The organism is Roseivivax sp. (assembly GCF_054552075.1).
This window is the reverse complement of record NZ_JBTOLZ010000022.1, coordinates 1-14,869: the sequence shown is the minus strand read 5'-3', so window position 1 is coordinate 14,869 and position 14,869 is coordinate 1. Positions and strand designations below refer to the sequence as shown.

Here is a 14,869-nt window from a genome sequence, read left to right as displayed (position 1 = left end):
CGCCCGGCGCAAGCGCGCCTCTTCCGCGCATTTGGCCTATTCAAGCCAGATTTCCGGGTATAGGTGCTTCGGTGATGCGACTTCTCTTTCTAGGCGACGTCATGGGCCGCGCCGGGCGCGCCGCCGTGACCGAACAGCTGCCGCGCCTCCGGGCCGACTGGAAACTCGATTTCGTCGTGGTCAACGGCGAGAACGCCTCCAACGGGGCGGGCCTCAGCGTGGCCCATGCCAAGCTCCTCTTCGAGGCGGGCGCGGACTGCGTGACGCTGGGCGATCATGCCTTCGACCAGAAGGACATGCTGCAGTACTGCGAGGAGGAGACCCGCATCATCCGGCCGGTGAACTACGCCAAATCGGCGCCGGGCCGCGGGTTCCGCATCTTCGAGGACCGCCGCGGGCGCAAGGTGCTGGTGGTGCAGGTCCTGGGCCAGGTCTTCATGAAGCGGCCCTTCGACGATCCCTTCAGCCACATGGAGCGGGTGCTCAAGACCCATCCCATGGGCGGCCAGGCCCAGGCGGTGCTGGTCGACATGCATTGCGAGGCGACCTCGGAGAAGATGGCCATGGGCCATTTCTGCGACGGCAAGGCAAGCCTGGTGGTCGGCACCCACACCCATGTGCCCACCGGCGACGCGCAGATCCTGCCCGGCGGCACCGCCTATCTGACCGATGCGGGCATGTGCGGGGACTACGATTCGGTGATCGGCATGGAGAAATCCGAGCCGCTCCGCCGCTTCGTGACCGGCATGTCCAAGGGCCGCTTCCAGCCCTCGCGCGGGGAGGCGACGCTTTCGGGGGTCTACGTCGAGACCGACGACCGCAGCGGCAAGGCCACCCGCATCGAGATGGTGCGCCAGGGCGGCCGCCTCGCACCGGCGGGGCCTGCTTCGGGCTGAGTTTCTTTTTTTCGTTGGTCTGTCCCTTTTTGCCGGGGGCAGGCGCCTCCCGGGCATCGAGCCCGGTCGGCGCCTCCGAGAGCTCTGCTCTCGGGCTCTCGGAGTATTTTCAGCCCGGTCAGGCCGGAAGGGGGGTGGCGCGTCGCGGGCGGTGTTGCGCGTGGGATGTGAGGTGTGCTGGGGGGGGTGCGCCTCGGTCCCGGTGATCTGCGTGGGGTGTGAGGTCGGTTGAGGGGGACGCGCCGCTGGGAGCGCGGGGCGTGCTCGGCGGTGTCCGCACTGGCACAGGCGGCGGCGTGGCGCGGGGCTTGATGTGCTGCGCGGGGTGCGGGTGATCCGAGAGTTCTCGGCGCGCGGCGCGCGGCCAGGCGGACCGCTCAGCGCGACTGCACGGGGGCGCCGAGATCGGCAGGCGGCAAGGCGGCGACGAAGGCCAGGATGTCCTCGATGTCGGTGAGCGTCATCTCCAGAGGGGCGATCGGCGAGGGGCGCGCGGGGTCGAAAGGCGGGGTGACCTCGGCGACCTGCGTGAAGGCGGGATGCGGCGCCAGCGCGAAGAAGCTCCGGAAGCGGCGGGCCCAGTCGGGCAGGGTGCGCAGCATTGCGAAGGAGGGCGTCGAGCCGATGGCCTTCATGCGGTTGACCTCGCCCACGACATGGCAGCGCCCGCAGAGCGCCAGCGCCCGCTTGGCGCCGCGCCTGGCCTCGCCCGCAAGCTCGGGCGCGGCCTTGGCCTGGCGTTGCGGCGCGCCGGGGGTGAAGGGGGCGCCGCCCTCGGGCGCATAACCCGCGATCGTGGCGCGGCCGGCCTCGGAGGCCAGCCAGTCCGCGAAGGCCCGGGCGTCGGGGTCCTCGGGCGCGGCGAGAACCAGCGCCCAGGGACCGCCGGGCCCGGTGAAAAGCGCGGGCCCCTCGCGGGTGAAACGCGCGTCGGCACCCTCGGCCGTGCCGGGCTGGCGGGTGATGCGCGTCGCGGTCTTCAGCGAGAACCGTGGCAACAGGTGGTCGGGCAGGCCGCTCTCGGCCAGCTCCGCGGGCAGGGCGAGCGAGAAGGCCTTGTCGGGCGCCGGGGCGGCGCCTTCAGCATGGGCCGGGGCGGGCGCGAGCCCGAGGCCCGGGGCGCCGAGCGCGAGCAGCAGGAAGGCCGTGGCGAGGGCCGGTCTGATCATCGCGCGCGCTCCTCTTCGCGGGCTCTGGCTTGCAAGGCTAGTGGGCCTATCCTACAGAGGTCAACGGCCTGAGGAGGAGGACGAGCCGATGAACGAAGACCTGAACATGTCGATGCGGAAGTTCCTCAAGCAGGTGGGCGTCACCTCGCAAAAGGCGATCGAGGATGCGGTTGCCGCGCAGGGCGGGGTCGAGGGCCAGAGCTTCGAGGCGAAGGTGGTGCTGACCGTCGAGGGACTTGACCTCGAACATGTCGTGACCGGAACCATCAAGGGGTAGACGCAGAAGTGGCGCTTACACGCGACGCGGTATTGACCGCACTGAAAGATGTCGAGGACCCGGCCGGCGGTGACCTGGTCGGCCAGGGCCGGATCAAGGCGCTGAACGTCGAGGGCGGAGCCGTGCGCTTCGTGCTCGAGGTGCCGGCGGACAAGGGCGAAGCCTATAAGCCGGTGCGCGAGGCCGCCGAGGGCGCCGTGAAGGCGCTCGAGGGGGCCGAACAGGTCTCGGTAGTGATGACGGCGCATAGCGCGCCGAAGCCGCCGCCGGATCTCAAGGGCGCCGGCAAGCCCAAGCCGCAGGGGCCGCAGCGGGTCGAGGGCATCGACCGGATCGTCGCCGTGGCCTCGGGCAAGGGCGGCGTCGGCAAATCCACCGTCTCGGCCAACCTGGCCTGCGCGCTGGCCGCCGAAGGCCGCCGCGTCGGGCTGCTGGACGCCGATGTCTACGGGCCCTCGCAGCCGCGCATGCTGGGGGTCTCGGGTCGCCCGGCGAGCCCGGACGGCAAGACCATCCTGCCCTTGCGCAACTTCGGCGTGACGATGATGTCGATCGGGCTGATGACCAACGAGGGCCAGGCTGTGGCCTGGCGCGGGCCGATGCTCATGGGCGCGCTGCAGCAGATGATGAACCAGGTGCAATGGGGGGCGCTCGACGTGCTGATCGTCGACCTGCCGCCGGGCACCGGGGACGTGCAGATGACCCTGGCGCAGAAGTTCGCCGTGGATGGGGCCATCGTGGTCTCGACCCCGCAGGACGTGGCACTGCTCGATGCGCGCAAGGGCATCGACATGTTCCGCCAACTCAAGGTGCCGCTGATCGGCATGATCGAGAACATGTCGACCCATGTCTGCTCGAACTGCGGCCACGAGGAGCACATCTTCGGCCATGGCGGCGTCGTGCAGGAGGCCGAGGCCCTGGGCGCGCCGCTCCTGGGCGAGATCCCGCTGCATCTCGACATCCGCACCGCCTCGGACGGCGGCGCGCCGATCGTGGTCTCCAAGCCCGAGAGCGCCGAGGCGCGGGCCTTCCGCGACATGGCGCGGAGGCTCGTGGCCGACGGCCAGGCATGAGCGCCGCGCCGGGCTTCCCGCCGCTTCTGCGCGGGCAGGCGCTGCCCGGCGGGCGGCCCTACGCGGAAGCCTGTGACGCTGCGCGGGCCGGGGCCGAGCCGGGGCTGGTGCTTTATGATCCGCTGGGCGCGGATCTGCAGGCCGCCCTGGTCTTCGCCCCCGAGGTGCCGCGCCGCGAGGCCGCGGTCATGCTGCCGCTGGCCGGCGTGGCGCTGCAGAACGCCCTGGGCTCGGTCGCCCCGCCCGAGGTGGCGCTGCATCTCGGCTGGGACGGTGCGGTCTTGGTCAACGGCGGCCGGGCCGGGCGGCTCCGCGCCGCCGCGGCGCCGGGTCCCGAGGACGCGGTGCCGGACTGGCTGGTCATCGGGCTCGAGCTGCGCTTCGAGGCGCCCGAGGATGACGGCGGGCTCCGCCCCGGCGAGACCGCGCTTTATGCCGAGGGCTGCGGCGAGCTGACGCCGCTGCCGCTGCTCGAAAGCTGGACGCGGCACCTGCTGCACTGGCTGCACGACTGGGAGACCGACGGGCTGAAGGCGCTGCACCGCGACTACGCGGGCCTTGTCTGGCAGCTTGGTGAAGAGACCGAACTGGCCGGCCGGCGGGGGCATTTCCTCGGCCTCGACGAGGGGCTCGGGGCGCTTCTGAAGACCGGCGGCACCACCGAGGGCCTGGCCCTGCACATGCTTCTGGAGGACGGGGAATGAACCTCGCGCGGGCGATCCATTTCGACGAGAGCGACACACGGGTCTTCCACAGCCCGGCCCGGACGGGCGAATGGTGCATCTCGGGCGGCTTCGAGTTCTCCAACTGGGGCGAGGCCGACCTCGAGGGCAAGGCCCGGCAGGCTTTCGCCAACGGCTGGCTCGGGCTCGAGACCTTCGGGCGGGTGACCTTCGTCGCCGTGACCCGGATCGAGCCCGAGGAACGCGCCCGGCTGGTCGAGGCGCTGGCGGGGCATTTCATGCAGATCTACGGCGCCCCCTCCGAGGCCGCCGCGCGCGAGGTCGCCGAGGGCGAGATCGCCGAGATGATGTCAATGTGCGACGACTTCGCGCCGAACACCATCCTGACCGTGGCGCGGGAGCTCTCGGACGCGGGCGTGCGCGAGGCCTACCGGGTGATCGAGGCGCCCGAGGCCGAGCTCGAGGCCTTCGCGGTGCACGGCAGTCTGGACGACTGAGTTTCCCGGGATGCTGAGCCTTCGGGCTGGCTGGAGCGGCTTGGCTTGGTTAAGCCCGCCGCGGTCTATTCCGGGCCTGCTCTGACCCAGCCCCTCTTTAGCGGCAAATGTTCTCCACCTCCGCCCCCGACCAGGGGATGCGGACGTTGCGCGCCTGCAGCAGCGCCTCGAGCCCCGAGAGATCCATCGCCCCTTCGATCGTCGCCTTGAGCCGCGCGGTGCGCGGCGCCTCGGGGTCGAGCACCTGGCAGCAGACGTATTCCTCGACCAGCGAGCCCTGCTGCTCGTAGCCGTAGTCCGCGAAGACCCCGGTGCTGTCGGGATCGAAGAGATAGGGGTCCTCGCTCCGCTGGTGCTCGGCGGCGGCGCGGAACGGGTGGTAGCCGGTCACCTTGCGCTGCTGCCATTGCCAGACATGGGTCATCTCATGGGCAAAGAGCATGACGGAATAGAGGTCGATGACCTCGGGCATCTCGGCGAAGAAATCCTCGCGGTAGAGATCCTCGCGCCAGAGCACCCGCTGGAACAGCGCGATGGCGCCGGGGGAGAGCTCCACCGTCTCGCCACGGGACGGGGGGAAGAGCCGCTCCTGGCAGGTCAGCCGCGGCCGGATCGGGCGGGTGTAGCTGTAGGAGGCGAAGGGGTGGCCCTCGTGGAAGCGCACCGGGCCGGGGTCGATGGTGCCCCCCGAGAGCGCCGCGGCGACCGCCGTCTCGCGCGGGGTCAGCGGGCGGCCGCAGGCGGCGGTGAGGATCAGGGCGGCAAGGAGCACGATGCGCATGCCAGGAGCGAAGCGCAAAGCGCGCGGCGCCGCAAGAGGGGGAAGCTGGGAGTGGCGCGGGGGCGCTGGTGGGGGGCGGTTGAGGACGGGTGGTGCGGGTGTGTTGGGCGCGGGGTGTGTGCCTGTCGCTCGGCGGGTTGGGCCTTGTACTGATGCTGGGCGGCACTCGTGCGAAGCCGTCCGCCCGAAACACTGAGCGCGGAGCGCCGCGCTCGGAACGTGGTTCGACACATGCGCAACCCGCGGCCTTTCGCCGGAATGTCGCGCCGCAATCCGCGATCCCGACGCCTCCCTCTGGAGGCCGGGTGCCCCACGCACCGCGCTTGGAGCGGAGAAACCATCGGGCTGCCCCTGGGCCCGAACAGCACCGAAGGTGCCGGGCCAGCGCCGGACCGGCCCGATCGGTCTGGCGCTTTGCTCTGCCACGCGCGGCACGGGCCGAGCGATGAGGTTGCGGAATAAAGCGCGCCATCCGTCCGTGGCCGCGCCAGCCCGCCGGTCCTGCGCTGGCCCTCGGAGAATGAGGGGGGGGTATTGGGCGCGAGGGCCGAGGCTATGCGTGCAGCCCCGGGCTCTGGGTGGTTAGCTGAGTGCGGGCTCTCGGAAGGGGAAGCCCGACCCGAAACGGGACAGGCGTTGAGCGCGGAAGCGACCTGCACTCGCGCGCATCGCCGGTGGCCCGCATCATCTCCGCGCTGGAGAACAGGCAGCCACCAAAGCAGCCGCCCCCTCTTCCTTACACGTCCAGCTCTTCCACGAAGCGCGCGTTCTCCTGGATATACTGGAACCGCAGCTCGGGCTTCTTGCCCATCAGCCGCTCCACCAGGTCGCCGGTCTCGCCGGGTTCGTCCTCGTCGATGGTCACCCGGATCAGCTTGCGCGTCGCGGGGTCCATGGTGGTCTCCTTGAGGTCCTTGGCGTCCATCTCGCCCAGACCCTTGAAGCGCTGCACGTCGATCTTGCCCTTGCCGCCGAGGCCCTTCTCCATCCAGTGGTCCTTCTCGGCGTCATCGGCCACGTAAAGCCGCTTCGGCCCCTGGGTCAGCCGGTAGAGCGGCGGGCAGGCGAGGTAGAGATGCCCCTGGTCGATCAGCGGCCGCATCTGGCTGAAGAAGAAGGTCATCAGGAGCGAGGCGATATGCGCCCCGTCGACATCGGCGTCGGTCATGATGATGATCCGGTCGTAGCGCAGATCGTCGATCCGGAACTTCGATCCGAGCCCGACGCCCAGGGCCTCGCAGAGGTCGTTGATCTCGGCGTTGGAGCCGAGCTTCGACGAGGCCGCGCCCAGGACGTTCAGGATCTTGCCCTTGAGCGGCAGGAGCGCCTGGGTCTCGCGGAAGCGCGCGCCCTTGGCCGAGCCGCCGGCCGAGTCGCCCTCGACGATGAAGAGCTCGGTGCCCTCGCGGTTCTTCGAGGTGCAGTCGGTCAGCTTGCCCGGCAGGCGCAGCTTCTTGGTGGCCGACTTGCGCTGGGTCTCCTTTTCCTTCTTGCGGCGCATCCGCTCTTCGGCGCGCAGCACCAGGAAATCGAGGATCGCGCCGGCGGACTTGGTGTCCGAGGCCAGCCAGTTGTCGAAACGGTCGCGCACCGCGCCCTCGACCAACTTGGCGGCCTCGGTGGTGGCCAGCCGGTCCTTGGTCTGGCCGACGAACTCGGGCTCGCGGATGAAGCAGGAGACCAGCGCGCAGCCGCCGGTGGTCAGGTCCTCGCGGGTGATCTGCTGGGCCTTCTTGTTGCCCGCCAGATCGCCGTAGGCGCGGATGCCCTTGAGGATCGCCGCCCAGAAGCCGGCCTCGTGGGTGCCGCCCTCGGGGGTCGGCACGGTGTTGCAGTAGCTCTGCAGGAAGCCGTCGCGCGAGGGCGTCCAGTTGATTGCCCATTCCACCTTGCCGGGCCGGTCGAAACGCTCGCGGAAGTCCACCGTGCCCGAGAAGGGCTGCGCGGCATAGGTCGAGGCGCCGCCCAGGGTCTCGATCAGGTAGTCCGAGAGGCCGCCGGGGAAGTGGAAGCTGGCCTCGGTCGGGGTCTCGCCGTCGTCCACGGCGCTTTTCCAGCGGATCTCGACGCCCGAGAAGAGATAGGCCTTGGAGCGCACCATCTTGAAGAGCCGCGCGGGCTTCAGCTGGTGGTGGCCGAAGATCTCGGCATCGGCGTGGAAGGTCACCGTGGTGCCGCGGCGGTTCGGCGCCTGGCCGGCCTTCTCGACCGGGCCGAGCGGCTTGCCGCGCGAGAAGCGCTGGACGTAGAGCTCGCGGTTGCGGGCGACCTCGACGACCATGCTGTCCGAGAGCGCGTTGACCACCGAGGCGCCGACGCCGTGCAACCCGCCCGAGGTCTCATAGGCCTTGCCCGAGAACTTGCCGCCGGCGTGCAGCGTGCAGAGGATCACCTCGAGCGCGGATTTGCCGGGGAACTTCGGGTGCGGGTCGATCGGGATGCCGCGGCCGTTGTCGCGGATCCGGCAGCCGCCGTCCTCGAGAAGCTCGACCTCGATGCGGTTGGCGTGGCCCGCGACGGCCTCGTCCATGGAGTTGTCGAGCACCTCGGCGACCATGTGGTGCAGCGCCCGCTCGTCGGTGCCGCCGATATACATGCCCGGCCGCTTGCGCACGGGCTCGAGGCCCTCGAGCACCTCGATGGAAGCGGCGTCGTAATCGGAGGGCTCATGCCCGTCGAGGAGGTCTTCGGCCATTCTGCTCGGTCCCGGATTCTCTGGGTTGGGTTGGCCTCGGATTAGACCATCTGGGGCCGGGCAGGGCAAGCATCGCCATATCTGGCGCTTTGCCCCGGGCGGTGCTAGCGCTTGGCCATGGCAAATGCAGCGGACAGGCCCGGGACGGATGCGGCGGAGAACGCGCGCGGCGCGGGCTTGATGGTGGCCTCCATGGCGGCTTTCACCATCAACGACACCTTCGTGAAGGCCGCCGGGGCATCGCTGCCCCTGGGCCAAATCCTGATGCTGCGCGGGCTGCTGGTGCTGGTGGCGGTCTACCTGCTGGCGCGGCGGTTCAAGGCGCTCCGGCGGATCCCGGCGCGCGACGCGGGGCTGATGGCGCTGCGGTCGCTCGCCGAGATCGGCGCGGCCTTCTTCTTCCTGACCGCGCTTCTGGCGCTGCCGCTCGCCAATGTGACCGCGATCCTGCAGACCCTGCCGCTGACGGTGACCCTGGGCGCGGCGCTGTTTCTCGGCGAGGAGGTCGGCTGGCGTCGCTGGGCGGCGATCGGCGTGGGCTTTCTCGGTATGCTCCTGATCGTGCGGCCGGGCACGGCGGATTTCACCGCCGCCTCGGTCTACGTGCTGGTGGCCGTGGCCTGCGTGACCCTGCGCGACCTGGTGACCCGGCGCATGAGCCGGGAGGTGCCCTCGCTCCTGGTGACGCTGGCGGCGGCGGGGGCGGTGACGCTCTTTGCCGCGGGGCTGAGCCTGGTGCAGGGCTGGGCGCCGCTGACGCCCGCCTCGGCGGGGATGATCCTCGGCTCGGCGGGTTTCGTGAGCGCGGGGTATCTCCTGTCGGTCATGGTGATGCGGGTGGGCGACGTGAGCGCCGTGGCGCCCTTCCGCTTCACCGGGCTGCTCTGGGCGCTGGCACTGGGTTTCCTGGTCTTCGGCGATTGGCCGGAGCCGCTGACGCTCGTCGGGGCCGCGCTGGTCGTCGGCGCCGGCGTCTTCACCCTGCGCCGCGAGCGGAAGGTGAAGGGGCGGGTGTAGGTGGGCTATTCCTGAGGGGAGAGGGGGCTTTTCCTGGGCAGAGGTGGCTTTTCCTAAGGGTGGCGTTTTGCTTGGGGTTGGTGGCTCGCTTTGAGGCAGGCGCCAGACACGGCAGAGCCGGGCACGGCAGACCTCCGAGAGCCCAACCGTGACCACTCTCGCCTCTCCAACCCAAACCACCTTGCCCCACACCAGCCGTCCCGCCGCACCCCTTTGCGACCGAATAGCACCGAAGGTGCCGGGCGCGCGCCGGACCGGCCCGATGGGCCGGCGCTCCTATGGGCGAAGCGCATAGCTCGCCTCTAGTCCTGACCTTGTTGGGATAAAGCGTCCCGCTCAGAGGTCAGCAGCGCCGGCCCCCGGCCCGGCGCGCGCCCTCAGTTGCGCGGGCTATGAGCGGGCATGGTCTGCTTTGAGAGGCTGGGTGTCTGTGCAGGTGTTCCGCCCGCTTCTAGCTGCTCGCCCTTATCTTCCAGGTGAAGTGCAACCCGGGCGTGGTCTTTTCCCCGACCTTGCAGAGCGTTGCGCCCCCTTGCGCCCGAACAGCATCGAAGATGCCGGGCGCGCGCCGGACCGGCCCCTTGGGCCGGCGCTCTTGTGGGCGAAGCGCATAGCTCACCTCTAGCCCTGACCTTGTTGGGATTAAGCGCGTCGCTCAAAGGGCGGCAGCGCCGGCCCCCGGTCCGGCGCGCGCCCTGTGTTGGGATGTGTTGTGAGGGAGGGTAGTGGCGCAGTGTCTCTGTTGGGGCGATGGGCGGGCGCTCCGGCCAGCCACTCGCCGACCGCCCTCTCACCCGCCGACCGCCCCCTCACCCCCCGCCAAACACCGCCCGCACCGCGCGCTCGTCCACCGCGAAGCGCGAGCGCAGCTCCGCGGCAGCCTCGGCGTCGAGCGGGGGCAGGGGGTGCGGCTTCACGTGCCGCTTCTGGCGGCTGTCGTTGAACCCGTTATGCCCGCGCAGATACATCGCGGGCTCGGAGAAGGTCAGCGTCGGCATGAAGAGGTTCAGCCTCTGGTGCCCGAAGTTCATCACCGTCTGGCGCACGCCGGGCTGGGCGGCGACCGCCTGGGCGACGCCCCAGTAGGGCTGCTGTACGCGCTCGGCCCGGAGGCCCTCACCATCGGCGCGCACCAGCCAGCCGCGGTTCCAGTCGAAGCCCACCAGCCGATGCGCGACCAGAAGCGGCGCGCAATCCTCGGCGGCGCGGCGCAGGCGGGCGACGAAATCCACCGCGACCGCGTCGTCGTCGTCATGGCGGAACTGCAGGCAGGCTTCGCCGGGGCGGCGCTCGGCGTTGATCACCTCCTGGCAGACCTGGCGATGCGGGCCGGGCGGCCGGGCGACGATGCGCGCCTGGGGCATGTCGGCGATCATCGCCTCGAGCCGGGCGCGGGCGGCATCGGGCAGGCTGTCGCCGATCAGGATGAGGAAGGTGAACTCGGGATCGCTCTGGGCCTTGAGGCCGGGCAGGCAGAGGGCCTCGAAGAGCCGCAGCCGTTCCTCGAGCCGCTCGGGCGCGTAGAGATAGGCGCGGCGCTCGGCGAGGCTCTGGTGCTCGACCTGGAAGCCGCCCTCGGCGGGGTAGGAGAAGCGGCAGAAGCCGATCACTTGCATTGGCACCCGGGGCTCCCTTGCCGCGCCTGGCGCGGGTCACGCGGGCCCGCAGGCCGGACGGTGCCAGCGGGGCGTGGGGCGGACAAGAGGCGCACGGCGGGCGCAGGCAGAAGCGTGGCTGGTTGGCACGGGTCAGTAGCATGGGTGTGCATAGAGAGAAGAGGGGCGCGTGAGAGGGTGAGCATAGAAAGAAGGGCGTGACAGCTTGCGGAGAACATGGCTGGGAACGCCAGCCAGGAGTGCAAGCCGGGAGGCTAGTCCGCAGCGTTCAGGTCAAAGAGCCGAGCCGCTCGCACAGAGGGCTGAGTCGGTGCGCAACCGGGCATCGACAGGGGACATGCTCCAGAGCGCACCGCCCCGCCAACTCCCCCCTTGGGCCCGGCCCCCGAACCGGATACACCCGACCCGCCGCAGAGCCCTGCGCGAAAAGGCCCCGAACCGGCCCCCGGCGCCAGACCGCAACCGCCGCAAAGCCGCCCGGGGCAGGCTGTTGACAAGCCGGGCGACTCCCCATATACGCCGCCCATCCTGACCGGACCCAGCTTGCTGGCCGGTCCGACATACAGAACCGAAGCGGTCATGATCCGGGCCACGCGCCCCGATCCTCTGGTGTCTCCCGCGTCGTTCCCGGAACGGGGAACGGATGCGGCTTTTTGCGTCGGCGTGGCCGGGCGCAAAGAAGGCCGGAGATGGCGGTGCCCCGACCCGGGGCGCTGCGGGGCGCAAGCGGAGAAGACACCGGTGATCTCGCGGACGCGCGAGGCGCCAACAGACTTAGGAACCGATGCGTTGGGCCGCGGCCCGTCGCAGATGATGTGAGCTATACGGGGAAACCGGAATGCCAACGATCCAGCAGCTGATCCGCAAGCCGCGGCAGCCCAAAGTCAAGCGCTCGAAGTCGCTGCATCTCGAGCAATGCCCGCAGAAGCGGGGCGTGTGCACGCGCGTCTACACCACCACGCCGAAGAAGCCGAACTCGGCCATGCGGAAGGTGGCCAAGGTGCGCCTGACCAACGGCTACGAGGTGATCAGCTACATTCCGGGCGAGAGCCACAACCTCCAGGAGCACTCGGTGGTGCTGATCCGTGGCGGCCGTGTGAAGGACCTTCCCGGTGTCCGCTACCACATCCTGCGCGGCGTGCTCGACACCCAGGGCGTCAAGGACCGCAAGCAGCGCCGCTCCAAGTACGGCGCCAAGCGTCCGAAGTAACGCCCTCGGGCGTCATCCCCGAGAATATCGGGGATCTCACTGGATTGAGATCCTCGGGTCCGGCCCGAGGATGACAATAGGAAAGAGAAGAACATGTCCCGTCGTCACTCTGCAGAGAAGCGCGAGATCCTGCCCGACGCCAAGTATGGCGACCGGGTGCTGACCAAGTTCATGAACAACCTGATGGTCGACGGCAAGAAGTCCGTCGCCGAGGGCATCGTCTACAACGCGCTCGACCGCGTCGAGACGAAGATCAAGCGGGCGCCCGTCGAGGTCTTCCACGAGGCGCTGGACAACATCAAGCCCTCCGTCGAGGTCCGCTCCCGCCGGGTTGGCGGCGCGACCTACCAGGTGCCCGTCGAGGTGCGCCCCGAGCGCCGTGAAGCCCTGGCGATCCGCTGGCTGATCACCGCCTCGCGCTCGCGCAACGAGAACACCATGGAAGAGCGCCTCGCCGGCGAGCTTCTGGATGCCGTGCAGTCGCGCGGTGCCGCGGTGAAGAAGCGCGAAGACACCCACAAGATGGCCGACGCCAACAAGGCGTTCAGCCATTACCGCTGGTAATTACTCTTTAGCCTGAGGACACGCTTCATGGCACGCGAATACTCCCTCGACCGCTACCGGAACTTCGGGATCATGGCGCATATCGATGCAGGCAAGACCACCTGCACCGAGCGCGTCCTGTTCTACACCGGCAAGTCCCACAAGATCGGCGAAGTCCACGACGGCGCCGCCACCATGGACTGGATGGAGCAGGAGCAGGAACGCGGGATCACCATCACCTCGGCGGCGACCACCACCTTCTGGTTCCGCACCGAAGATGGCGAGAACCCGACCGGCATCTACGGTGACACCCCGCAGGAAGCCAAGTTCCGCTTCAACATCATCGACACCCCCGGCCACGTCGACTTCACCATCGAGGTCGAGCGCTCGCTCGCCGTCCTCGACGGCGCGATCTGCGTGCTGGACGCCAACGCCGGCGTCGAGCCCCAGACCGAGACCGTCTGGCGCCAGGCCGACCGCTACCACGTTCCCCGCATCGTCTTCGTCAACAAGATGGACAAGCTCGGCGCGGACTTCTGGAACTGCGTCAAGATGATCAAGGACCGGACCGGTGCGAACCCGGTGCCGATCCAGATGCCGATCGGGGCGGAAGACAAGCTCGAGGGCATCGTCGACCTCGTGACCATGAAGGAATGGGTCTGGAAGGGTGAGGACCTCGGCGCGAGCTGGGTGATCCAGGACATCCGCGACGACCTGCGCTCCAAGGCCGAGGAAATGCGCGCCGAGCTCATCGAGAACGCCGTCGAGATGGACGACGACGCGATGGAGAAGTACCTGGAAGGCGAAGAGCCCGATCTGCCGACCCTGCGGTCGCTGATCCGCAAGGGCACGCTGTCGCTCTCCTTCGTGCCGGTCCTCGCGGGCTCCGCCTTCAAGAACAAGGGTGTGCAGCCGCTCCTGAACGCGGTCATCGACTACCTGCCCGGTCCGCTCGACGTGCCGCCCTACATGGGCTTCTCGCCGGACGACGAGACCGAGACCCGCAACATCGAGCGCAAGCCCGGTGACGACCAGCCGTTCTCGGGCCTGGCGTTCAAGATCATGAACGACCCCTTCGTCGGCTCGCTGACCTTCACCCGGATCTACTCGGGCCTCCTGGAAAAGGGCGGCACCGTGATGAACTCCACGAAGGGCAAGAAAGAGCGCATCGGCCGGATGATGATGATGCACTCGAACTCCCGCGAGGAGATCGATTGGGCCGGTTCCGGCGACATCATCGCGCTGGCGGGTCTGAAGGACACCACCACCGGTGACACGCTCTGCGACGCGCAGAAGCAGGTCGTCCTGGAAACCATGACCTTCCCCGACCCGGTGATCGAGATCGCGGTCGAGCCGAAGACCAAGGCGGACCAGGAAAAGATGTCGGCGGGCCTGCAGCGCCTGGCGGCGGAGGACCCCTCCTTCAAGGTCGAGACCGACATCGAGAGCGGCCAGACCATCATGAAGGGCATGGGGGAACTCCACCTCGACATCCTGGTCGACCGGCTGAAGCGCGAGTTCAAGGTCGAGGCCAACATCGGTGCGCCTCAGGTGGCCTACCGCGAGACCATCTCGCAGCAGATCACCCATACCTACACGCACAAGAAGCAGTCGGGCGGCTCCGGCCAGTTCGGCGAGGTGCAGCTCGAGATCACCCCGACCGAGCCGGGCGAAGGCTACTCCTTCGAGTCCCGCATCGTCGGCGGCTCGGTGCCGAAGGAATTCATCCCCGGCGTCGAGAAGGGCATCAAGTCGGTGATGGACTCCGGTCCGCTCGCGGGCTTCCCGGTGATCGACTTCAAGGTCGCGCTGGTCGACGGCAAGTACCACGACGTGGACTCCAGCGTTCTCGCCTTCGAGATCGCCAGCCGGATGTGCATGCGTGAAGGTCTCCGCAAGGCCGGCGCGCAGCTGCTCGAGCCGATGATGAAGGTCGAGGTGGTTGGTCCCGAGGAATACACCGGGTCGATCATCGGTGACCTGACCTCCCGTCGGGGGCAGGTGACCGGCCAGGAGCCGCGCGGCAACGCCGTGGCGATCCACGCCCAGGTGCCGCTGGCCAACATGTTCGGCTACATCAACAACCTGCGCTCGATGTCCTCGGGCCGCGCGCAGTTCACGATGCAGTTCGATCATTACGATCCGGTTCCGCAGAACATCTCGGAAGAGATCCAGTCGAAATACGCATAAGCAGCGGTGCGTGGGAGACCACGCACCCTACCCCCCGTAGGGCGCGCGCCCGCGCGCACCGCCAGAGACAAGGAGGCCATCATGGCAAAGGAAAAGTTCGACCGCTCGAAGCCGCACTGCAACATCGGCACGATTGGTCACGTTGACCACGGCAAGACCACGCTGACCGCGGCGATCACCAAGTATTTCGGCGACTTCCGCGCCTATGACCAGATCGACGGC

The 14,869-nt window shown here is 69.0% G+C and carries 14 protein-coding genes; 10 read left to right on the top strand and 4 right to left on the bottom strand.

The features are described 5' to 3' along the window. Nucleotides 1-74 precede the first annotated feature (74 nt). On the top strand, nt 75-896 hold the full coding sequence (locus tag ACX938_RS15335) for a TIGR00282 family metallophosphoesterase (RefSeq protein ID WP_459431704.1): 822 nt from the start codon (nt 75-77) through the stop codon (nt 894-896). A 377-nt stretch (nt 897-1,273) separates the two neighbouring features. Here ACX938_RS15335 and ACX938_RS15330 read toward each other — a convergent pair whose 3' ends face one another. Beyond that, entirely contained in the window at nt 1,274-2,065 is a 792-nt protein-coding gene (locus ACX938_RS15330) for a hypothetical protein (RefSeq protein WP_459431703.1), read from the bottom strand. 88 nt (nt 2,066-2,153) lie between these two features. On the opposite strand from ACX938_RS15330, the gene ACX938_RS15325 reads away from it, so the two are divergent. The 4 genes from ACX938_RS15325 to ACX938_RS15310 are packed head-to-tail and all read left to right on the top strand — an operon-like array spanning nt 2,154 to nt 4,595. Beyond that, entirely contained in the window at nt 2,154-2,342 is a 189-nt protein-coding gene (locus tag ACX938_RS15325; RefSeq protein ID WP_232753551.1) for a DUF6494 family protein, read from the top strand. 8 nt (nt 2,343-2,350) lie between these two features. Continuing rightward, complete coding sequence (locus ACX938_RS15320) at nt 2,351-3,415, top strand: Mrp/NBP35 family ATP-binding protein (RefSeq protein WP_232753552.1); 1,065 nt, start codon at nt 2,351-2,353, stop codon at nt 3,413-3,415. Beyond that, complete coding sequence (locus ACX938_RS15315) at nt 3,412-4,119, top strand: biotin/lipoate--protein ligase family protein (protein WP_459431702.1); 708 nt, start codon at nt 3,412-3,414, stop codon at nt 4,117-4,119. The genes ACX938_RS15320 and ACX938_RS15315 overlap by 4 nt, the downstream gene beginning before the upstream one ends. After that, entirely contained in the window at nt 4,116-4,595 is a 480-nt protein-coding gene (locus ACX938_RS15310; RefSeq protein ID WP_232753554.1) for a DUF6505 family protein, read from the top strand. The genes ACX938_RS15315 and ACX938_RS15310 overlap by 4 nt, the downstream gene beginning before the upstream one ends. A 97-nt stretch (nt 4,596-4,692) precedes the next feature. Here ACX938_RS15310 and ACX938_RS15305 read toward each other — a convergent pair whose 3' ends face one another. Both ACX938_RS15305 and parE read right to left on the bottom strand, forming a co-directional pair. Beyond that, a complete protein-coding gene (locus tag ACX938_RS15305; protein ID WP_459431701.1) occupies nt 4,693-5,376 on the bottom strand; it encodes a hypothetical protein in 684 nt (227 codons plus the stop codon). A 736-nt stretch (nt 5,377-6,112) separates the two neighbouring features. Then, on the bottom strand, nt 6,113-8,071 hold the full coding sequence (gene parE / locus ACX938_RS15300) for a DNA topoisomerase IV subunit B (RefSeq protein ID WP_232753556.1): 1,959 nt from the start codon (nt 8,069-8,071) through the stop codon (nt 6,113-6,115). Nucleotides 8,072-8,188: 117 nt separating this feature from the next. On the opposite strand from parE, the gene ACX938_RS15295 reads away from it, so the two are divergent. Next, complete coding sequence (locus ACX938_RS15295) at nt 8,189-9,088, top strand: DMT family transporter (RefSeq protein WP_459431700.1); 900 nt, start codon at nt 8,189-8,191, stop codon at nt 9,086-9,088. A gap of 809 nt (nt 9,089-9,897) precedes the next feature. On the opposite strand, the gene ACX938_RS15290 is transcribed toward ACX938_RS15295, so the two are convergent. Continuing rightward, nucleotides 9,898-10,704, bottom strand: coding sequence for a glycosyltransferase (locus ACX938_RS15290; RefSeq protein WP_459431699.1), 807 nt, complete (start codon nt 10,702-10,704; stop codon nt 9,898-9,900). An 838-nt stretch (nt 10,705-11,542) separates the two neighbouring features. On the opposite strand from ACX938_RS15290, the gene rpsL reads away from it, so the two are divergent. From rpsL to ACX938_RS15270, 4 genes are all read left to right on the top strand, one after another. Continuing rightward, complete coding sequence (gene rpsL / locus ACX938_RS15285) at nt 11,543-11,914, top strand: 30S ribosomal protein S12 (RefSeq protein ID WP_085855220.1); 372 nt, start codon at nt 11,543-11,545, stop codon at nt 11,912-11,914. A gap of 93 nt (nt 11,915-12,007) precedes the next feature. After that, nucleotides 12,008-12,478 carry a 30S ribosomal protein S7 gene (gene rpsG / locus ACX938_RS15280; RefSeq protein ID WP_459431698.1) on the top strand — a complete coding sequence of 157 codons (471 nt, stop codon included), beginning with the start codon at nt 12,008-12,010 and terminating at the stop codon, nt 12,476-12,478. Nucleotides 12,479-12,505: 27 nt separating this feature from the next. Beyond that, the gene (gene fusA / locus ACX938_RS15275) at nt 12,506-14,647 is read left to right on the top strand and encodes an elongation factor G (RefSeq protein ID WP_459431697.1); all 2,142 of its coding nucleotides are present in this window, start codon (nt 12,506-12,508) and stop codon (nt 14,645-14,647) included. A gap of 81 nt (nt 14,648-14,728) precedes the next feature. Next, nucleotides 14,729-14,869: GTP-binding protein (locus ACX938_RS15270; protein ID WP_459431743.1), on the top strand; the 141-nt coding region annotated here is incomplete at its 3' end.

Coding starts and splice junctions, on each gene's coding strand:
- fusA (WP_459431697.1), top strand. CDS start 12,506: ATGGCACGCGAATACTCCCTCGACCGCTACCGGAACTTCGGGATCATG.
- rpsL (WP_085855220.1), top strand. CDS start 11,543: ATGCCAACGATCCAGCAGCTGATCCGCAAGCCGCGGCAGCCCAAAGTC.
- parE (WP_232753556.1), bottom strand. CDS start 8,071: ATGGCCGAAGACCTCCTCGACGGGCATGAGCCCTCCGATTACGACGCC.
- ACX938_RS15310 (WP_232753554.1), top strand. CDS start 4,116: ATGAACCTCGCGCGGGCGATCCATTTCGACGAGAGCGACACACGGGTC.
- ACX938_RS15315 (WP_459431702.1), top strand. CDS start 3,412: ATGAGCGCCGCGCCGGGCTTCCCGCCGCTTCTGCGCGGGCAGGCGCTG.
- ACX938_RS15325 (WP_232753551.1), top strand. CDS start 2,154: ATGAACGAAGACCTGAACATGTCGATGCGGAAGTTCCTCAAGCAGGTG.
- rpsG (WP_459431698.1), top strand. CDS start 12,008: ATGTCCCGTCGTCACTCTGCAGAGAAGCGCGAGATCCTGCCCGACGCC.
- ACX938_RS15330 (WP_459431703.1), bottom strand. CDS start 2,065: ATGATCAGACCGGCCCTCGCCACGGCCTTCCTGCTGCTCGCGCTCGGC.
- ACX938_RS15305 (WP_459431701.1), bottom strand. CDS start 5,376: ATGCGCATCGTGCTCCTTGCCGCCCTGATCCTCACCGCCGCCTGCGGC.
- ACX938_RS15335 (WP_459431704.1), top strand. CDS start 75: ATGCGACTTCTCTTTCTAGGCGACGTCATGGGCCGCGCCGGGCGCGCC.
- ACX938_RS15290 (WP_459431699.1), bottom strand. CDS start 10,704: ATGCAAGTGATCGGCTTCTGCCGCTTCTCCTACCCCGCCGAGGGCGGC.
- ACX938_RS15295 (WP_459431700.1), top strand. CDS start 8,189: ATGGCAAATGCAGCGGACAGGCCCGGGACGGATGCGGCGGAGAACGCG.